Source organism: Marinimicrobium hydrolyticum, from assembly GCF_030848505.1.
Classification (GTDB): Bacteria; Pseudomonadota; Gammaproteobacteria; order Pseudomonadales; family Cellvibrionaceae; genus JAVDDU01.
In genome coordinates, this window is sequence record NZ_JAVDDU010000003.1 from 384,155 (window position 1) to 402,438 (window position 18,284).

Here is an 18,284-nt window from a genome sequence, read left to right on the forward strand (position 1 = left end):
CGTGGATTCCGGAGCTCAGTGTAACAAAGAGCAGCGGGGGACACTTGCCCCCGCCGAACGTTGTGGCGTTAATCTTCTGAAAGGGCCTGCAAAGCGCCAGAGACGTACACTAAGGGCGCATTCCAGTTGATGGTGACTTCGTTGGTGGAATAGCTGCACCAATCGTCCAAATAGGCAAGCGCAGGCACCGTGGACGGATACCGGCTGGCACCGCAGTCGTTTTGATTCTGAGGGTTGGCCCCGCCGGCAACAAAACCCGGCACCGGCTCGTCAATGCCGTCCGCCCGAGAAGCCCGGTGGTGAATGTGCATGGGCGTTTTGCTGCCCTGGCCGGTCACGTAGGAATAATCGGTTGGGTTGCGGCCCATGATGTAATCCAGTTTGGATTGGGCGGCATCGCGTAACTCCGGCGTACCGCTGAGCCGGTAACCCTGTAGCAACATCATGGCCCGATTGAGAACATTGGCATTGCTGCCCCAGTAATAATCCCCGGTGCCCATACCAACGCGATAAGCTGAGGACTGGGTTTGGTTCAGCATTTGTTGGGCCACATTCATTATGCGATTCTCGATCAGATCAAGATCGGCCTCTTCGGGCAAGTTATCCCGGTGATGAGCCAGGGACATCCAGCCCAACCCGCGGGTGTCCGGCCAGGCGGGCACCCATATATCGATATTGGTGGCCGCATCGTAATAACTGGACTCCCCTGTGGTGATGTACAGCTCGGCGGCTGCCCAAGAGCGATTGGAGGCCAGATTATTGCCACCGTATTCTCCGGTGTAGACTTGCATGTCTTCTTGACCACTATCACTTAGCGCGTCGTTCATCGCGGATTGGTTATATCTTACGCTAGGATTAGCTTCGGCCCACGTCCAGGCCGCCTCGGCCGCCGTTAGCATTTGTTCCGCCAGGTCTTCATCGTAAGCGTCCCAAATCCGGCTCGCTTGAGCCATAACCGCAGCAAAGTTCAAGGTCGCTGAGGTTCCTTTACCGATGACGTAGCGCTCCGCGGTGGCTTGGTGGGGCATGACCGCGCCGGCGAAATTCAGAGTGGTCAGCTTGTGGTATACCCCGCCATCTTCATCCTGCATATCCAGCATCCACTCTATGTTCCACAGCGCCTCGGCCAGGATATCGGGCAGGGGGCCACCGCTTTCTGGGATATTCACATCCTGCGCGGAGTAGTATTCGGGAAAGTGTTCATAGGCGGCCAGCAAGGTATAGGTGGAAATGCCGGAGTTGACCACGTACTTGCCGAAGTCGCCGGCGTCATACCAGCCTTTGGGGGCGGAAATGATATCGTCAGCGGAACGCGAGCCACTTTCAGCCGACACATGAATCAGCACCTCTTCATCCGGGTGGCCCATCGGGCGCGCGTAAATGCCCGCATGCTCTTCCTCCAGATCAGTGCTGGCGCGGTTGAAGTAGAACGCTTTCAGTGCTGCCTTATTGAGCTCCACATAGGCATCGGCAGAGATTGCGAAGGAGGGCGAATCTTCCAGGCCTTCAACCCGCACCTGGTAAACGCCTTCCTCAGTGAATTCCGAAAAGTCGGCCAGATGCACGGACTCCTGAGAAGCGGGCCAAGTGGCGGCGGCGCTCAGGCTGCCACTGAACACCTCGTCGTCGGTGCCCGCTACCACAAGAATAAAGGTATCCGCGCTGACCTCTGGCACCACCGCCAGCTTCTGCCCGGCGGACAGGAATCCCACTTGATTCAGTTTAATCAGTTGGCTGGCCGCTGAAACCGAGCTCGAAGAGCTGCTGCTGGAGGAACTGCTGGATTCAGAACTGGAACTGCTACTGGATTCAGAGCTGGAGCTGGGGGCGCCGGGATTGTCACCCGAGCTGCCGCAGCCGGTAATCAGCAGGGCGCAAACCGATGCCAGGAAAAAACGAGCCAAGGGAGTCATAGGCCAACCTCTTAATATGATTATTATTTATAACACCAGCCATGGATTGGGAGCCATAAACCAATGCGCGCTTCCCTTAGGGGCGGAAACAAGAGCGCTTATGCTAACCAGCCACTGTCTTTATGTCCATCCACACGCCCCTGTCCGCCTGGGTTTCCGCTTAACCACGACGCTTTTTGCGCCAAGCCACCCGCAAAACCTAGACAACGCAATCATGCAGACCTGGAGCCTACAACTATTGATTTGTGCTACAAAACACAAATTTTTAAGCGGAGGCGATCCTTGACACCCAATATTGGTAGCGCTACCATCAGATAGTCGATTAATTGGGCGTCACCCTGGTGGCCCGATTAACCGGCTAACGAGTTTTGTAAAAGCACCGTCTATCGGCGGCCCTCTCTAGGCAACGATAGAGCATACTTTTGCGATGCTTGGGCTTGTAATTCATTCCTTTGGTAAGCGCTTGGTGGCTGTCCGTGAATGCCATGGCCAGCCACCTTTTTTCTAGAGCCAACGCTCTGAAGGCAACGGGGTCCCAGTCTCCAGCCTTGCCGCCGGATCGCCCGGAATGAGTGCACGTACGTACAACCCTATTGCAAGATAATAAAGGAGAGCTCCGTGAAACAACCTCACAGATTCAAGAAAAAACTCATTGCAACCGCCGTGGCCTCATCCGCCTTAATGGGCATGTCCACTGGCGCAATGGCTCAAGATGGCCCGGTCCTCGAAGAGGTACTAGTAACCGGTATCCGCGGCTCACTGACCCGTGCCATGGACATCAAACGTGATTCCAGCGGTGTTGTAGACGCTATTTCCGCGGAAGACATTGGTAAGTTTCCTGATACTAACCTGGCTGAATCCCTGCAGCGGATCACCGGTGTATCCATCAGCCGTAGCAACGGCGAAGGCTCCATGATCACCGTGCGTGGCTTCGGCGAAAACTACAACATGGTGACCTTGAACGGTCGTACCATGCCGGCTGCTGCCGCACCCGCAGGCGGTGCTGCTTCCGGACGCGGCTTTGACTTTGCACAGTTGGCCTCTGAAAGCGTTAGCGGCGTTGAAGTTTATAAAACCAGCAAAGCCAACATCGCCAGTGGCGGTATCGGTGCCACAGTAAACATTAATACCGCACGTCCTCTGGACAACCCCGGCCTGAACGTTTCTGTCGGCGTTAAAGCCATGCATGACACCACCGTCATGGAAGGCGACGATATCACTCCAGAAGTCTCTGGCATCTTCAGCTGGACCGACGACAATGAAATGTTTGGTGTTGGTTTGTCCCTGAGCCGTCAGGAACGTCACAGCGGTACCGTAGGTGCTTATGTGAGCGGTTGGAGCACTCGTGAGTGGGTCGAGCCCGGCACTCCTGGCGCTATGCAAATCAGCCAAGTAGACGGTCAACGCGACATCACCAACGCCCCGGCTGTCGGTCAGCTCTACGGCACGCCTAACGACATTCGTTACACTGTGTCTAACCATGAGCGCGTACGCACCAACGGGCAACTGGTTCTGCAATTCGCTCCCAACGACCGGTTGACTGCCACCGCTGACTATACCTATGCGGAAAATGAGCAGTATCAACAGCGTTCTGAGCTGTCTCTGTGGTACAACCAAGATGCCAATCGTGTAGTGTTCGATACCGAGCACGAAGTAGCCACGCCCATCATCTACTCAGAGTTCATCAGCGATACCAGCGGTAAAGATACCTCAAACGCCAACCAGGAACGTCACCAGGTTAGCAAGCTGGAATCCTTTGGCCTGAATCTGGATTATCAAGTCACTGATTCCTTCAATGTGACTCTTGACGTACACAACTCTGAGGCGAGAAGTCTACCCAACGCTCCATGGGGTGGAAGCTGGATTAACGCTGGTATGGGCTCCCGTGTCGTGGGTGCTCAGGCTACCGATTACAGCCGCGATCTGCCGATCATGACTGTTCAGCAAATCTCCGACTGTGGCGATGCGATGAACTGTAACAACCAGCACGACATCGAAGACGTCGGCAGCCAGATGTTCCAGATTGAGTACTCCCTCCAGGAAACCGACACCACGCAAGTTCGCCTGGACGGTACTTGGGAATTTGATAACGGAAGCATCCAGTTCGGTATCGAAGACCGCGTTCTGGAAAGTCGCGCCGCTCACTCTCAGGCTCAAAACGCCATGGGTGACTGGGCCCTGGCCTTCCCTGGCGACATTCCCAATGAGTACTTGTCGCCCAAGGACTTCACTGGCCAGTTTAACGACTACCCCACTACATCACCGGACCTTGGCCCCGCCTACAACACCGCCTGGGCTGGCAGCCCCGAACAAATCGGTCGCTGGGGCGCAGAAGAGTATGGTTTTGAGTTTGGCCCCAACCCGAACATGCAAACAGACCGTACCGTTAAGGAAGAAATTCAAGCGGTTTATGCTCAGATAGGACTCGAAGGAAATCTGGGCGGAATGCCCACCTACTTGTTGCTGGGCGCCCGTTACGAGCAAACCGACGTAACTTCCACCGCCATGATGGCCGTACCGGAAGCCATCGTTTGGACGGGTAGTAATGATTTCCGTCGAGAGTACAGCGATGAATCCCTGCCCGTGAGCGATACCGCCAGCTATGACCACCTGCTACCCAGCGTGGACTTCAGCATGGATATTCGCGATGACTTGGTGGCACGCTTCTCCTACAGCAAGACCATCGGTCGCGCCACGTACAACCACCTGAGTGCAGCCGTGGGCGTCGACCGCCCCAGCCGACCCACCACTCCGGGCCTGGTCAGTGCCACCGCTTCCGCGGGTAACCCAGGGTTGATTCCTTTGGAATCCGACAACATTGACGTGTCTCTGGAGTGGTATTACGACGAGAGCAGCTACGCGTCGATTGGCTTGTTCGAGAAGCGCGTAGATAACTTCATCGGCACCGTGCCTATTGATCAGACCCATTTCGATCTGCGTGATCCCACGGCTGGCCCTCGTGCCAACGCCGCGCGCGCGGCCGTTGAAGAACTGGGACTGGACGTGACCGAAGGCCGCTTGTTCACCATGATGGTGGCACAGGAGCAAGACCTGAACTTCGAAGATCTGGATCAGGATGCTGTAGAAATTGGCAACGAGTTTACCGCTAATGAGAACGATCCGTTCTACGTGTTCGCCACTCAGACGCCCGTGAACAACGAGTCTGCCAAAATCTACGGTGCAGAGTTCGCACTGCAGCACTTCTTTGGTGAAACGGGTTTTGGTGTTCAAACCAACTACACCATCGTACGCGGCGACGTGGGTTACGACATGACCGGCGAACCAGGCCTGGTGCAATTCGCTCTGGAAGGTTTGAGCGATACCGCCAACTTCTCACTGCTGTATGAGAACTTCGGTCTGTCCGCTCGCTTGGCTTACAACTGGCGCGACAAGTACCTCGCCAATGCCAACCGTGGTGGTGCTAACCCGGATTGGGTGGAAGCTTACTCACAGATCGACTTGAACGTAAGCTACGACATTACCGATAACTTTCAGGTTATGTTCGAAGGTCTGAACATCACCGAAGAAAACAGTCGGCGTCACGCTCGTTCACCTCACCAGTTGTGGAACCTCGAGCAACTGGGTGCTCGTTACCTGATCGGTGCTCGTTACACGTTCTAACCAGCACTTCAGGCAACTTGCCTAAAGAAAAAGGCCGCTGCTTGCAGCGGCCTTTTTTTATGCCTAACTAAACCCACCTTAAACCAAGCAGCGATTCCACGACCCATAGTGCCCGGTTATTGGCCCCCGGCGCACGGCGAGCGCTATAACCGTCACCGCTGCCACGAGAGTCACAACAGTTGACAAGGTACCAACATCGTAGACAAACGGCGTAATGAACAATACGGCCACCAAGGGAACCATCAATAAGCGAACCATGCGCGCCGACTCGGCCATGGCAATCACCGCCAGAGTAATAATCAACGCTCCAATCAGGTGGTCCCAATTCGCCATGGCACCCTCATGCCCCAAGCCGACACGAGTACTCATCAGCCACAAACCAATCACCACACACAAGGCCAGATTCCAAGGTACATTGACCCCAGTTACCAACGCATCGCGGAAAATGCACAATGGACTGCGCTGAAAGTTTTCGCCCGCCGGCTCGGACTTACCTTCATCTGTGTCACCGATAAAGAAGATTTTCAGTACCGGAGCTCCGGCTTTGTGCCGCCGCATCAGGAATTGCCCGGTGGCAACGAACTCATTGAATGCGTAGGCGATCTGCACCAACATCACGCCCGCCGCAATCAAACATAACGCGCACCAAGTACCGATGATGATGGGCTGAATAATGATAAAGGTAATGGACACCACACCCAGCGGCACAATAAGGAATCCAAATGAAGCCACCACCCAAGGCTGGGTACGCCAACGCTGAGTGCTGCCCATCAGGCCGAGCAGAATTTCCGCTGCATAGACAATGGCACCAACGCCGGCGTCCGAAACCGGAAAACTTTCGGAAACATCAGATGTGGTCACCGCCTCACTGCCAGTGAGATCCGGCACCCCAGCGCCCGCACCGGTAAAGAACGGGTCCCAGAGCCCGTCGATGTGACCCAACTGATACGCCGCCATATAACGAGACAGGAAAAAACCCACCAAGGCCAGGGCAATTACCGGCCCTCGCTGCAACCAACTGGACGGATTGTTATCCCACCCAGGCGGGGTCGTAGGTCCGGTTCCCGCGGCAACGGGGGAAACCCCGGGAGCCGGGCGCACCACGGCCGAGAAACTGATAATCAGTATGCCCACCAGCGTACTATTGAGGTACGCAGCAGCACTTTCGGTCGCGAACACCAGCGGCGCAAACAACACCCAAAAGCCAATGGCGGCGCACACCCAACGCGCCCAGGACATTTTCCAAGAGAGCGACACACCGGCAAACACCAACAGCAGAGCACCGGAAATCCAGTCACTGTAGGCCATACCGCTGTCGGTATAACCCAGCAAGGGAGGTGAGCTCAGCAACCACAAACCCAGTGTCATATTGACAAAGTGAGCCCACAGGTTTTGGTTGTGCTCTCGGATGAATTGCTTCTGGTGCTGTGTGCGCAGCTCACCCGGGTTCTTCCCCAGTTCGTCAGCTTCCGCCAACCAATCCGGCGGCTTGATGCCGTTGGCTTTATACCAGCCGTGCGGATCCTTCTTTAAGTTCGCTACCAGCTTCTCAAGCTCATCAATCAAACTGTGCTTGGGCTCCCAGCCCAATTGTTTTTTGGCGCGACTGATATCCAGCTCGTAGTGATCGTTGGCCAGGTCAATCATAAAGGGCCGAATAAACGGCTTTTCGCTTTTAAAGTCATCCGGGATCAAGGGCTCGGTTTGCTCTTCAACCCAGGCGCCGGTTTTCGCCACCGGTTTGGGCACCGAGAGCGTGTCCCATTCTTCCTCTCCATGAATCAATTCACCCAAGCGGTTTTGCAATGCTTCGTAGGTATCGGCACGGCCTTCGCCCACCAGTATTTCGTTCTCCTTCGGCAACTCTTTACGCTTATCGATGGTTAGCCGAAACGCCTCGATCATGTCCTCTTTGTGAATGCACGCTTGCCCCACACCGGTATCGCCGGCGTACAAATGGCTTTTCATATTTTTCTCGTAGATACGCGCGATTTGGTGGGAGAGGGTCGGCACACATTTGTGCTCGTCGTAAAGGCCAGCCAGGCGCAGCAAAGTGTAAGGCATGTCACCAGCGTGGTCGCGGATAACTCGTTCGGTATCGGCTTTGGAGAGTGGATAAATCCAGCGGGGACCGAGCGGAGAATCTTCACTGATGCGTTTGCCGGGCACACCAGGTTTGTGAACTAGCATGGTGCTGGAGTAAATAAACCGATCCACGTCGAACGACTCCAACGCCTTCAACAGGTTGCGAGTGCCGTCCACGTTGACTTTGTCGTATAGGGGGGAGTGCTCGCCGGTAAAATCAAAGTAGGCAGCTAAGTGCACCACGGCCGCCAAATGTTTACCATGTTTATCGGCAACCTCGCGCAAGGCCAGTTGCACTGACTCGGTGCTGGTTAAATCGAACTTGTAGCTGAAGTCCGCTTCGTCAGACAGGAACCTGTCCACGGCAATGATTTGGTATTTATCGCGCAGGGCGCGCGTTAAAGTGGCGCCAATATCGCCTGCAGCGCCGGTTATCAATACAAAAGGTTTCTGTGCTGCCTTCTGTTGTCGCTCCGCCATCGTCTGCATCCTTTTATCGAGAAACCAGGCCGATTAACCGTACCGGCAACGATAGCACGAGCCTTTCGAATCCATCAAACCAATGTCGAACTTGGGCGGGAAAGGGCGCTAAGAGCGTAGTGCTTTTTAATGCCCCCAATCGGTGGAGCACTTTTCAATTACCCGGAAAGGCTGCCCGGGTGTTTCGAGACACGCTGTGAATACATCCGTGTACGCTCCGCGTCGGCATCCTGCCTCCGAGGGTCTCAAAACACCCAAGCAGCCTTTCCTCCGTGCCGATAGGCATTGCAATTCGTTCAGGCGTAAAACCTGTCATTCCCGCGAAAGCGGGAATCCATGGACACGGAAACCACAAAAATCTGGATCCCCGCTTTCGCGGGGACGACGGGTGAGCATCTAACTCTAAGTTGTACTGCTAGAGCGACTCCCAGTTTTCTTATTTCCCGAATAATTCAGGTAGCACCGCGGAGAGTGGGGTAGGGACTCCCGGACTGTCGCCGACAGGAAGTCTCGGTGCGGCGTTCCGACGTCAAGCCCCCAAGGATGGGTTTCACTGGGCACGTCCATGTGCCCAGCCCTACGGGCAGCCTGCGGCTGTGCTAATCGTCTTTCCTGACGATTAGTTCGGCGTGTCCGGGAGTCCCTACCCCACTCGCAGCACTAGACCAAAGCCCCACATTCGCGGAACAAGACGGCACCCAACGTTATCAGGGATGAATGGGAGAAACAAAAAAGGACGACCGAAGTCGTCCTTTTTAATCAACGCATGTACTAAAGCGTAGTTCAATACGACAAACTTAGTCGTTGGCACGCGTTTCCAGGATTTCTACAGCGGGTAGTTTTTTGCCTTCGACAAACTCTAGGAAGGCACCACCACCGGTGGACACGTAGGAAATTTTGTCCGCCAGATTCCACTTATCAATGGCGGCCAAAGTGTCGCCGCCGCCCGCTACGGAGTAGGCGTCGCTCTCGGCAATAGCACGGGAGATAATTTCAGTACCTTTGGCAAACGCTTCAAACTCGAACACACCGCAAGGGCCGTTCCACAGAATAGTTTTGGCGCTTTTAATAATGTCAGCAACGCGCGCTGCCGTCTCGGGACCGTAATCGATGATTTCCTCGTCGGCATTAATCTCGCCGGGTTTTTTGACTTCCGTGGGCGTGTCGTTGGCCCAATCATCAAAGCCTGCTTTGGTGACGGTAACGTCAGTGGCAAAAATTACTTCGGTGGCCGCACGCAAACGATTGGCTTCGGGAATAAGATCTTTTTCATGCAGAGAGTTGCCCACTTCGTGGCCGGCTGCAGCGACGAAAGTGTTGGAGATGCCACCACCCACGACCAAGGTATCGGCAATTTTTGAAACCGCTTCCAGCACGCTCAACTTGGAAGACACTTTCGCGCCACCAACAATTGCAACCAATGGACGCTCAGGGTTGTCCATCACTTTGCCCAAGGCTTCCAGCTCACGAGCCAACAAGGGGCCTGCGCAGGCGATCGGCGCGTACTTGGCCACACCGTGGGTGGAGGCTTGCGCTCTGTGGGCGGTGCCGAAGGCGTCCATGACAAATACGTCGCACAACTTGGCCATTTTTTTGGCCAGTTCGTCGTCGTTGGCTTTCTCGCCCTTATTGAAACGGACGTTTTCCAGCAGAGCCACTTCAGCGGAACCCATATCAAACCCATCAACCCAATCGCGAATCAAGGGCACGTCAACACCGAGCCGCTCGGCAAGAGCTTTGGCTACGGGCGCCAGAGAATCCTCTTCACTGAATTGCCCCTCTTCGGGCCGTCCCAGGTGCGACATCACCATCACCTTGGCGCCCTTTTCCAGTGCCAATTTAATCGTGGCGATGGTAGCGTCAATACGCACGGTGCTGGTGATTTTTCCCTGGCGCAGGGGCACGTTCAAATCTTCGCGGATAAGTACGCGCTTGCCGGACAAATCCTGGTCTTGCATGAGTTTAACGGTCATCTGACACTCCGTGATTAAAATTCGTTTGGGTTAAACCAACAGGACCCGAAAGTACCGGTTTCCACCGGCGCTTTCAGGTCCTCTCGGCACATCAGAACAGCTGGTTACAGCAGTTCTTCCGCAGTTTTGACAATGTTTTCGGCGGTGAAACCAAAGTACTTCATCAGGTCGCCGCCTTTAGCGGATTCGCCGAAGGTGGTCAGACCCACTACTTTACCGCCCAGGCCGACATATTTGTACCAGGGATCCACGTGGGCCGCTTCCACCGCCACGCGCGCGGTGACCGCAGAGGGCAGAACCGCTTCGCGGTACTGGGCGTCTTGCTGGTCAAAAATGGTGGTGCTGGGCATGGAGACGACGCGCACAGCCCGGCCTTTTTCGGTCAGTTGCTCGGCCGCTTGCAATGTTGGGGTTACTTCTGAACCGGTAGCCATGAGAATCAGGTCCGGTGTGCCCTTGCAGTCACGCAAAATGTAACCACCGCGGGCGATAGCGCTGACCTGCTCAGGCGTACGCTCCACGGACTCCAGACCTTGGCGACTCAACACCAGGGCAGCTGGACCTTCGCGGCGCTCAACAGCGGACTTCCAAGCGGTGGCGGTTTCGGTGCCATCACAGGGGCGCCACACTTCCATATTGGGCGTAGCGCGCAGGCTTGCCATGTGCTCAACCGGCTGGTGAGTCGGACCGTCTTCACCCTGACCAATGGAATCGTGGGTGTACACAAACACATTGCGTAATTTCATCAACGCGGACATACGCACGGCGTTGCGGGCGTAATCCATAAACATCAGAAAGGTGCCGCCGTAGTTGATAAAACCACCGTGGGCGGCGATGCCGTTCATGATGGCGCTCATGCCGAACTCGCGCACACCGTAAAAGATGTAGTTACCGTTGGGATCTTCAGCGGTAATGGGCTTGGAACCGGACCACAGGGTCAGGTTGGAACCCGCCAAGTCGGCGGAGCCGCCCAACAGTTCGGGCAAAATCGCACCGAATGCTTCGATCGCTTTTTGTGACGCCTTGCGGCTGGCCAGGGCTTCGCCCTTCTTCTGGGTTTCCTGAATAAACGCTTCCGCTTTCGCGGCGAAGTCGTCTGGCAGATCACCCTTGATGACCCGGCGCTCAAACTCCTGGGCCAGTTCTGGATGGGCTTTTTGATAGGCCGCGAAACGTTCGTTCCAGTCGCTCTCTAAGGATTGTCCCTTCTCGTGCGCATTCCAGCCGGCGTAGATGTCTTCGGGGACGTGGAAGGGCTCGTGCTTCCAGTTCAGCTCTTTGCGCACCAGGGCAATCTCGTCGTCACCCAGAGGCGCGCCGTGCACACCGCTGGTACCACGTTTGTTGGGCGAACCAAAACCGATCACAGTTTTACAGCAGATAATGCTGGGACGCTCAGTCTCAGCACGCGCCGCTTCCACAGCGGCGGCCACAGCTTTGGGATCGTGACCATCAACGTCGGCAACCACGTGCCAGCCGTAGGACTCAAAACGTTTGGGCGTGTCATCACTGAACCAGCCTTTAACTTCACCGTCGATGGAAATGCCGTTGTCGTCGTAAAAGCCGATCAGCTTGCCCAGGCCCAGGGTACCGGCCAGGGAGCAGACTTCGTGGGAGATACCTTCCATCAGGCAGCCGTCACCCATAAACACATAGGTGTAGTGGTCAACGATGTCGTGTCCGTCCCGGTTAAAGTGCGCAGCCAGCGTTTTTTCGGCCAGTGCCATACCGACGCCGTTCGCAATACCCTGGCCCAGAGGGCCGGTAGTCGTCTCAACGCCCGGGGTGTAACCGAGCTCGGGGTGGCCGGGGGTTTTGGAATGCAGCTGGCGGAAATTGCTCAGCTCTTCCATGGGCAAGTCGTAACCAGACAGGTGCAACAGAGAATACACCAGCATAGAGCCGTGGCCGTTGGACATAACAAAGCGGTCCCGGTCTACCCAGCTCGGGTTTTTGGGATTGTGCTTCAGGTAATCGTTCCACAGCACTTCGGCGATATCCGCCATGCCCATGGGCGCCCCGGGGTGCCCGCTGGCGGCTTTCTGAACCGCATCCATACTGAGGACGCGAATGGCATTGGCGAGTTCTATGCGTGATGGCATGAGTCTGAAAACTCCTTAACGATGGGTTGTGTCGGTTGATTGCCGCCGTCCGCCGCAGCGCGAGCTGCCATTAGTGGGACGGGGGCCAGAAATTCGAATGCCGGCAATTGTATGATATTTCGAGGCATCACATAAGGGGCGCCTATTGTCCCCCAGACCGCGGCCGCCGTAAAGTCGAATATAGTCAGACTGACAATAAATGCCGCGCGGCTTGCTTCCTAGCTATATCAAAATATTTTGATATAGCTAGGAAGCCCTGTTAGACTGCACGGATGAACTCAATCCAACCCATCGAATCCCCGGACGCCCAGTCGGACTCGCCCGCCTTACCCCAGCTGCTGAAGGCGGCGGGGGACGCTTTGCGCCTGGATATCCTGCGGGTCATGGCTCAGGACTCTTTTGGCGTACTGGAATTGTGCCAGCTGTTCGACAGCAAGCAGTCGGGCATGAGCCACCATCTCAAGGTGCTGGCCAACGGTGGCTGGGTCACCTCGCGCCGAGAAGGCAATTCAATTTTTTACCGGCGCGCCTACCTGCCGCCCGCGCATCCCATGGCCGAGCTGCAGCAAACCCTGTTCGCCACCCTGGATCGCCAGCCGCTGGCAGAACAACAGGCCGAACGCCTGAGTCTGCTACAACAGGAGCGGGGGCAAGCTTCTCAGATCTTCTTCACCGACAACGCCGACAAATTCCGCGCCCAACAGGACCTCATTGCCAGCTACCCGGTGTACGCCGATCAAGTGCATCAGCTGCTGGCCAATACGCCCCTGCGCAGCACTCACCTGGCTCTGGAAGTGGGCCCCGGCGAAGGGGAGTTTCTACCGCTGCTGGCGCGCCGCTTCACCCAAGTGGTGGCTTTGGACAACGCCGCCACCATGTTGGAGCGGGCTAAGGCCCGGCCGGAAAACCAGCGCTTCAATAATATTGAATACATTCTGGGAGACACCCGCAGCCTGAGTCGGCATCGGGTACTGGCGGATTGCATCGTGGTCAATATGGTGTTGCACCACACACCCTCGCCCGCCGACATTTTTCAGGATCTGAGCGCCGCCCTCACGCCCGGTGGCGCACTGCTGGTGAGCGACCTGTGCCGACATGAGCAAACCTGGGCGCGTGATGCCTGCGGCGATCTCTGGCAGGGCTTTGAGCCTCAGGACTTTTCCCGCTGGGCCGAGGCCGCCCAGCTGAGTGAAGGACAGAGCGTTTACTTCGCACTGCGCAACGGTTTTCAAATTCAAATACGACAATTTTTCAAACCACTCAATCAAGGAGCCAAGCATGGCTGAATACGCACTCTTTACCTCCGAGTCGGTATCAGAGGGACATCCGGATAAGCTGGCCGATCAAATTTCCGATGCCGTCCTTGACGCTATTTTGAAGGACGACCCCGACGCCCGCGTGGCCGTAGAAACTCTGGTGAAAACCGGCATGGCCATTGTGGCGGGTGAAGTCCGCACCTCCACCTACGTGGACCTGGAAGATTTGATCCGTCAGGTGATTCTCGACATTGGCTACGACTCCAGCGACGTCGGCTTCGACGGTGCCTCCTGCGCAGTACTCAATGCCATTGGCAAACAATCCTCAGATATCAGCATGGGCGTTGATGAGGGCGCGGACAAAGATCAAGGCGCCGGCGATCAGGGCTTGATGTTTGGTTACGCCAGCGATGAAACCGACGTGCTGATGCCCGCCCCCATTTACTATGCCCACCGCCTGGTGGAGCAGCAGGCGAAGCTGCGCAAAGACGGCACCTTGCCGTGGTTGCGCCCGGATGCGAAAAGCCAGGTAACCTTGCGTTATGAAGATGGCAAACCTGTGGCGATTGACGCTGTGGTGCTTTCCACACAGCACAGCCCGAGTGTCACTCAATCGCAAATTCATGAAGCGGTGCGCGAGGAAATCATCAACAAAGTGTTGCCGGAAGAGTGGTTGCACGCGGACACCCGCTATCACATCAACCCCACCGGTCAGTTCATTATTGGCGGGCCCGTGGGGGACTGCGGCCTTACCGGACGGAAAATTATTGTCGACACCTACGGCGGCATGGCTCGCCATGGCGGCGGTGCCTTCTCAGGCAAAGATCCCTCCAAGGTGGACCGTTCAGCGGCCTACGCAGGTCGCTATGTGGCCAAGAACATTGTCGCCGCCGGACTGGCGCGCCAGTGTGAAATCCAGGTGTCCTACGCCATCGGTGTTGCAGAGCCAACTTCCATTTGCATTAACACTTTTGGCACCGGCCGTATACCCGACGACGAAATCGTCAAGTTGGTGCGCGAGCATTTTGACCTGCGCCCGCGCGGCCTAATTGCCATGCTCGATCTAAAACGGCCCATTTACCGCAACACCGCCGCCTACGGTCACTTTGGCCGCGAACTGCCGGACTTCACTTGGGAGAAGACCGACAAAGCTCAGGTTTTGAAAAAGTACCTGTAACCCAAACCGAATTCATAAAAGTTTTAATTGGAGATCACAATGAACATCGCCGCCAACTTTACCGACTATAAAGTCAGCGCCAAAAGCGCCGCCGAATTTGAACAACTGGCCCAATGGGGCCGTATGGAAATTGATATCGCCGAAGGCGAAATGCCCGCACTGATGGCGCTGCGCCGCAAGTACAAGGACAACAAACCCCTGGCGGGCGCTAAAATCATGGGCTGCATTCACATGACCATCCAGACTGCCGTACTGATTGAGACGCTGGTGGAGCTGGGAGCGGAAGTGCGCTGGTCTTCGTGCAATATTTTCTCGACTCAGGATCACGCCGCTGCAGCCATTGCCGCCGCTGGCGTGCCGGTGTTCGCCTGGAAAGGCGAAACCGAAGAAGAGTTCTGGTGGTGCATTGAGCAGACTGTCTTGAAAAACGGTGAAGTGTGGGACTCCAACCTGATTCTCGATGACGGCGGCGACCTGACTCAGTTAATGCACGAAAAGTACCCCGAACAGCTGGACAAAATTCACGGTATTTCCGAAGAAACCACTACCGGCGTACACCGGTTGCTGGACATGCTCAAAAAGGACCAGCTCAAGGTGCCGGCGATCAATGTTAACGATGCCATCACAAAGAGCAAAAACGACAATAAGTACGGCTGTCGGCACAGCCTGAGCGACGCCATCAAGCGCGGCACCGATCACTTGCTGTCGGGCAAAAAAGCGCTGGTGATTGGCTACGGCGATGTGGGTAAAGGTTCGGCCGCATCCCTGCGCCAAGAAGGCATGATTGTAAAAGTAACGGAAGTCGACCCCATCTGTGCCATGCAGGCCTGCATGGACGGCTTCGAAGTAGTATCACCGTACAAGAACGGGCTCAACACCGGTAAAGACGACGACCTAAACCGTGAATTGTTGGGCACCACCGATTTGCTGGTAACCACCACCGGTAATATCAATGTGTGTGACGCGCCCATGCTCAAAGCCCTGAAAAACGGCGCCGTGGTGTGCAACATTGGCCACTTCGATAGCGAGATCGATACCGCCTACATGCGCGAGCACTGGCAGTGGCAAGAGGTTAAGCCCCAGGTTCACAAAATCTATCGGGATGTAACGAGCAACGATCACTTGTTGCTGCTCTCCGAAGGCCGCCTGGTGAACTTGGGCAACGGCACCGGTCACCCATCGCGCATTATGGATGGCTCCTTCGCCAACCAGGTACTGGCTCAGATGTATTTGTACGAACGCAAATTCGCGGACCTGCCAGCCAACCAGAAGAAAGAGCACCTGTACGTAAAAGTGCTGCCGAAAAAACTGGATGAAGAAGTGGCTAAAGACATGGTGGAAGGTTTTGGTGGTGTAATCACCCAACTAACTCCTCACCAGGCCGAGTACATCGGCGTGGAAGTGGAAGGCCCATTCAAACCCGAAAGCTACAAGTACTAGGTTTATGCCGCGCAAAGCCGGTTATGCCAGCTTTGCGCGGTCAACACTTTAGCGTATGGCCGCGCCTTGCAGCCGAACAGAATCAGCACGAGTAATAACAATGACCGATCAGCAACTGCGCTTAAGCTTTGAGTTCTTCCCGGCAAAAACCCCCGAGGGACGGGAAAAGCTCCTCAAGGTGCGCACTCAACTGTCCGAATTCGAACCGGACTTTTTTTCTGTCACCTATGGCGCTGGTGGTTCGACACGCGACAACACCAAAGGCTTGGTAAAACACTTCCATAGCCTGGGTGTACCCGTAGCGCCCCATTTGTCTTTTGGTGGCGATACCGAAGAGAGCATCAAGGCTTTAATCGATGAGTACCGGGACGCCGGCATTGAACGTATGGTAGCCCTGCGCGGTGATATGCCGTCAGGTGTGGGCGGCAGTTTTGAAATGGTTTATGCCAATGAACTGGTGGCCTTTATTCGCAAACACTACGGTGACCATTTTCACTTGGAAGTAGCCGCCTACCCGGAAATTCACCCCCAGGCGAAGAGCTACGGCGAGGATATTCGCTACCTGAAAGGTAAGTTCGACGCGGGCGCCAACAGCGGCATCACCCAATATTTTTACAACCCCGATGCCTACTTCTATTTTATGGATCAGTGCCACCGGGCGGGCATTCAACAACCCATTTATCCCGGGATCATGCCCATTATCAATTACCGCAACTTGACCCGTTTTTCCGACGCCTGCGGGGCGGAGATTCCCCGCTGGTTGCGCAAGCGCTTGGAAAGTTATGGCGAAGATGCCGAAAGCCTAAAGGCATTCGGTGAAGAATTGGTTACGGAGTTGTGTGAAGTACTGTTGGAAAATGGTGCGCCCGGCTTGCACTTTTACACCATGAATCAGTATGAACCCACGGCCAGCATCGTCAGAAACCTGGGCTTGGTTCCGGCCGAGGTTACAGACAGCGCCGTCTCGGAATAACGATTGATCAGAGGAGGCAACGCCCATTCAAACGGCGGAAACCTCCTCCTGGTCAACGAGTTGTTTACGCCGAAACTCGCTGGGCGACATCCCCACCAATCGTTTAAAAAAGCGATGGAACGCCGACTTACTGTTAAAGCCTGACTCCAGCAGAATATCCAGGATCGTTTTATCACTGAGCGATGGATCCGCCAGCAGTGCCTTAGCTTCCGCTACCCGGTAGGCGTTGATGAACTCGAAGAAGTTTGTGCCGAAATGTTTATTGATCACCGCTGAGACTTCTTTCACCGGCAAGCCGACTCTATTGGAGAAGTTTTCAATATTGAGGTTGTGCTCCAGGTAGATTTTGTCCACCTCCATGATTTTCTGAACGCGCTCAATGGCGGAGGCCGACGGCCCATCCTCCAGCGCGTCGCGCGTCGGCTCCGAGCGCGTGGCGAGCACTTGGTGGGCGTAGGCTAACGTGTAGATAAACATGGCGTTGATCAGAACAAACGTCACGTAGTTGTCCGCAATACCCAAGGAGTCCGCCGTATTTGGAGTGACAAAGCGCGCGCTCACATTCACGACCACCGACCAGCCCCAGCTGGCCAAGAAGCCTACCGCCAGAATCTTCAACCACACTGGCTCCACGGTAGAGAAGTGAGAGTACTCGTCCTTCAACTTTTTGCGGTAGCGGTGTACCAACACCACAGAGGCCAACGCGTACGCGAAAGGCACTAATTTAACGGCATCCCATAAAAAAGTGACCACCGCGCCTGGAGTTTGAGCTTCCTCTGGCGCCAACTGTCGCAAATCACTGCTGTCCACACCAAATACGGCAAGCGCGATAAAGGCCCCCAGTGCGGGACTGAGGTGAACCAAGTGACTGGGCTGCAGGGAAAATCCGTTGTGGGTAATCGAGGCGACGTACAGATACAGTATGGGGCCTTTAAGCATCAAGGCCGCCATCAAAAAATATGGCAGGAAATTCTGGTCAAACACGGGGGTAGTGTGAACAGCGTCGTTCCACAGAATGAGTGTGGTGGCGGCGCTCGCGGCAATAACAATCAAAAACGCCGCCAGCAGCCGTCCATAGAGCCTATCCCGCGCGGGTAGCACCGCTTGGAACAGCGCCAGGAGAATGCACTCCGCCACGGTCATAAACAACACGACATCATGGATATTGAATATATGCTCTTGCATTCTTCCGCGCAGTACTTCGTCTATAAACGTTATTGTGTTCGGGAATTATAGGCCGCGCGCGTTGAGATTACCAAAAAGA

At 55.5% G+C, this 18,284-nt stretch carries 10 protein-coding genes; 5 read left to right on the forward strand and 5 right to left on the reverse strand.

From position 1 onward, the window contains the following. Nucleotides 1-68 precede the first annotated feature (68 nt). Entirely contained in the window at nt 69-1,913 is a 1,845-nt protein-coding gene (locus RBH33_RS07845) for a glycoside hydrolase family 9 protein (RefSeq protein ID WP_306731604.1), read from the reverse strand. A gap of 618 nt (nt 1,914-2,531) precedes the next feature. On the opposite strand from RBH33_RS07845, the gene RBH33_RS07850 reads away from it, so the two are divergent. Further along, complete coding sequence (locus RBH33_RS07850) at nt 2,532-5,534, forward strand: TonB-dependent receptor (protein ID WP_306731605.1); 3,003 nt, start codon at nt 2,532-2,534, stop codon at nt 5,532-5,534. Between the two features lie 78 nt (nt 5,535-5,612). Here the strand turns inward: RBH33_RS07850 and RBH33_RS07855 are convergent, their stop codons facing one another. The 3 genes from RBH33_RS07855 to tkt all read right to left on the reverse strand — a co-directional run bounded on the left by RBH33_RS07855 (nt 5,613) and on the right by tkt (nt 12,174). Continuing rightward, a complete protein-coding gene (locus tag RBH33_RS07855; protein WP_306731606.1) occupies nt 5,613-8,099 on the reverse strand; it encodes an NAD-dependent epimerase/dehydratase family protein in 2,487 nt (828 codons plus the stop codon). A gap of 797 nt (nt 8,100-8,896) precedes the next feature. After that, nucleotides 8,897-10,072, reverse strand: a complete 1,176-nt coding sequence (locus RBH33_RS07860; protein ID WP_306731607.1) for a phosphoglycerate kinase — start codon at nt 10,070-10,072, stop codon at nt 8,897-8,899. Nucleotides 10,073-10,176: 104 nt separating this feature from the next. Beyond that, the gene (gene tkt, locus RBH33_RS07865; protein WP_306731608.1) at nt 10,177-12,174 is read right to left on the reverse strand and encodes a transketolase; all 1,998 of its coding nucleotides are present in this window, start codon (nt 12,172-12,174) and stop codon (nt 10,177-10,179) included. Between the two features lie 272 nt (nt 12,175-12,446). Between tkt and RBH33_RS07870 the strand changes: the two genes are divergently transcribed. The 4 genes from RBH33_RS07870 to metF all read left to right on the forward strand — a co-directional run bounded on the left by RBH33_RS07870 (nt 12,447) and on the right by metF (nt 17,020). Continuing rightward, the gene (locus RBH33_RS07870) at nt 12,447-13,460 is read left to right on the forward strand and encodes an ArsR/SmtB family transcription factor (protein ID WP_306731609.1); all 1,014 of its coding nucleotides are present in this window, start codon (nt 12,447-12,449) and stop codon (nt 13,458-13,460) included. Beyond that, nucleotides 13,453-14,607: a methionine adenosyltransferase gene (gene metK / locus RBH33_RS07875; RefSeq protein ID WP_306731610.1), complete on the forward strand. Its 1,155-nt coding sequence runs from the start codon at nt 13,453-13,455 to the stop codon at nt 14,605-14,607. Before RBH33_RS07870 ends, metK begins: the two co-directional genes overlap by 8 nt. A gap of 39 nt (nt 14,608-14,646) precedes the next feature. Continuing rightward, nucleotides 14,647-16,047 (forward strand): adenosylhomocysteinase, encoded by a 1,401-nt coding sequence (gene ahcY / locus RBH33_RS07880; protein WP_306731611.1) that lies wholly within the window; start codon nt 14,647-14,649, stop codon nt 16,045-16,047. A gap of 100 nt (nt 16,048-16,147) precedes the next feature. Further along, nucleotides 16,148-17,020, forward strand: a complete 873-nt coding sequence (metF, locus tag RBH33_RS07885) for a methylenetetrahydrofolate reductase [NAD(P)H] (protein ID WP_306731612.1) — start codon at nt 16,148-16,150, stop codon at nt 17,018-17,020. Nucleotides 17,021-17,047: 27 nt separating this feature from the next. On the opposite strand, the gene RBH33_RS07890 is transcribed toward metF, so the two are convergent. Next, complete coding sequence (locus RBH33_RS07890; protein WP_306731613.1) at nt 17,048-18,205, reverse strand: helix-turn-helix domain-containing protein; 1,158 nt, start codon at nt 18,203-18,205, stop codon at nt 17,048-17,050. Between the last annotated feature and the right edge of the window lie 79 nt (nt 18,206-18,284).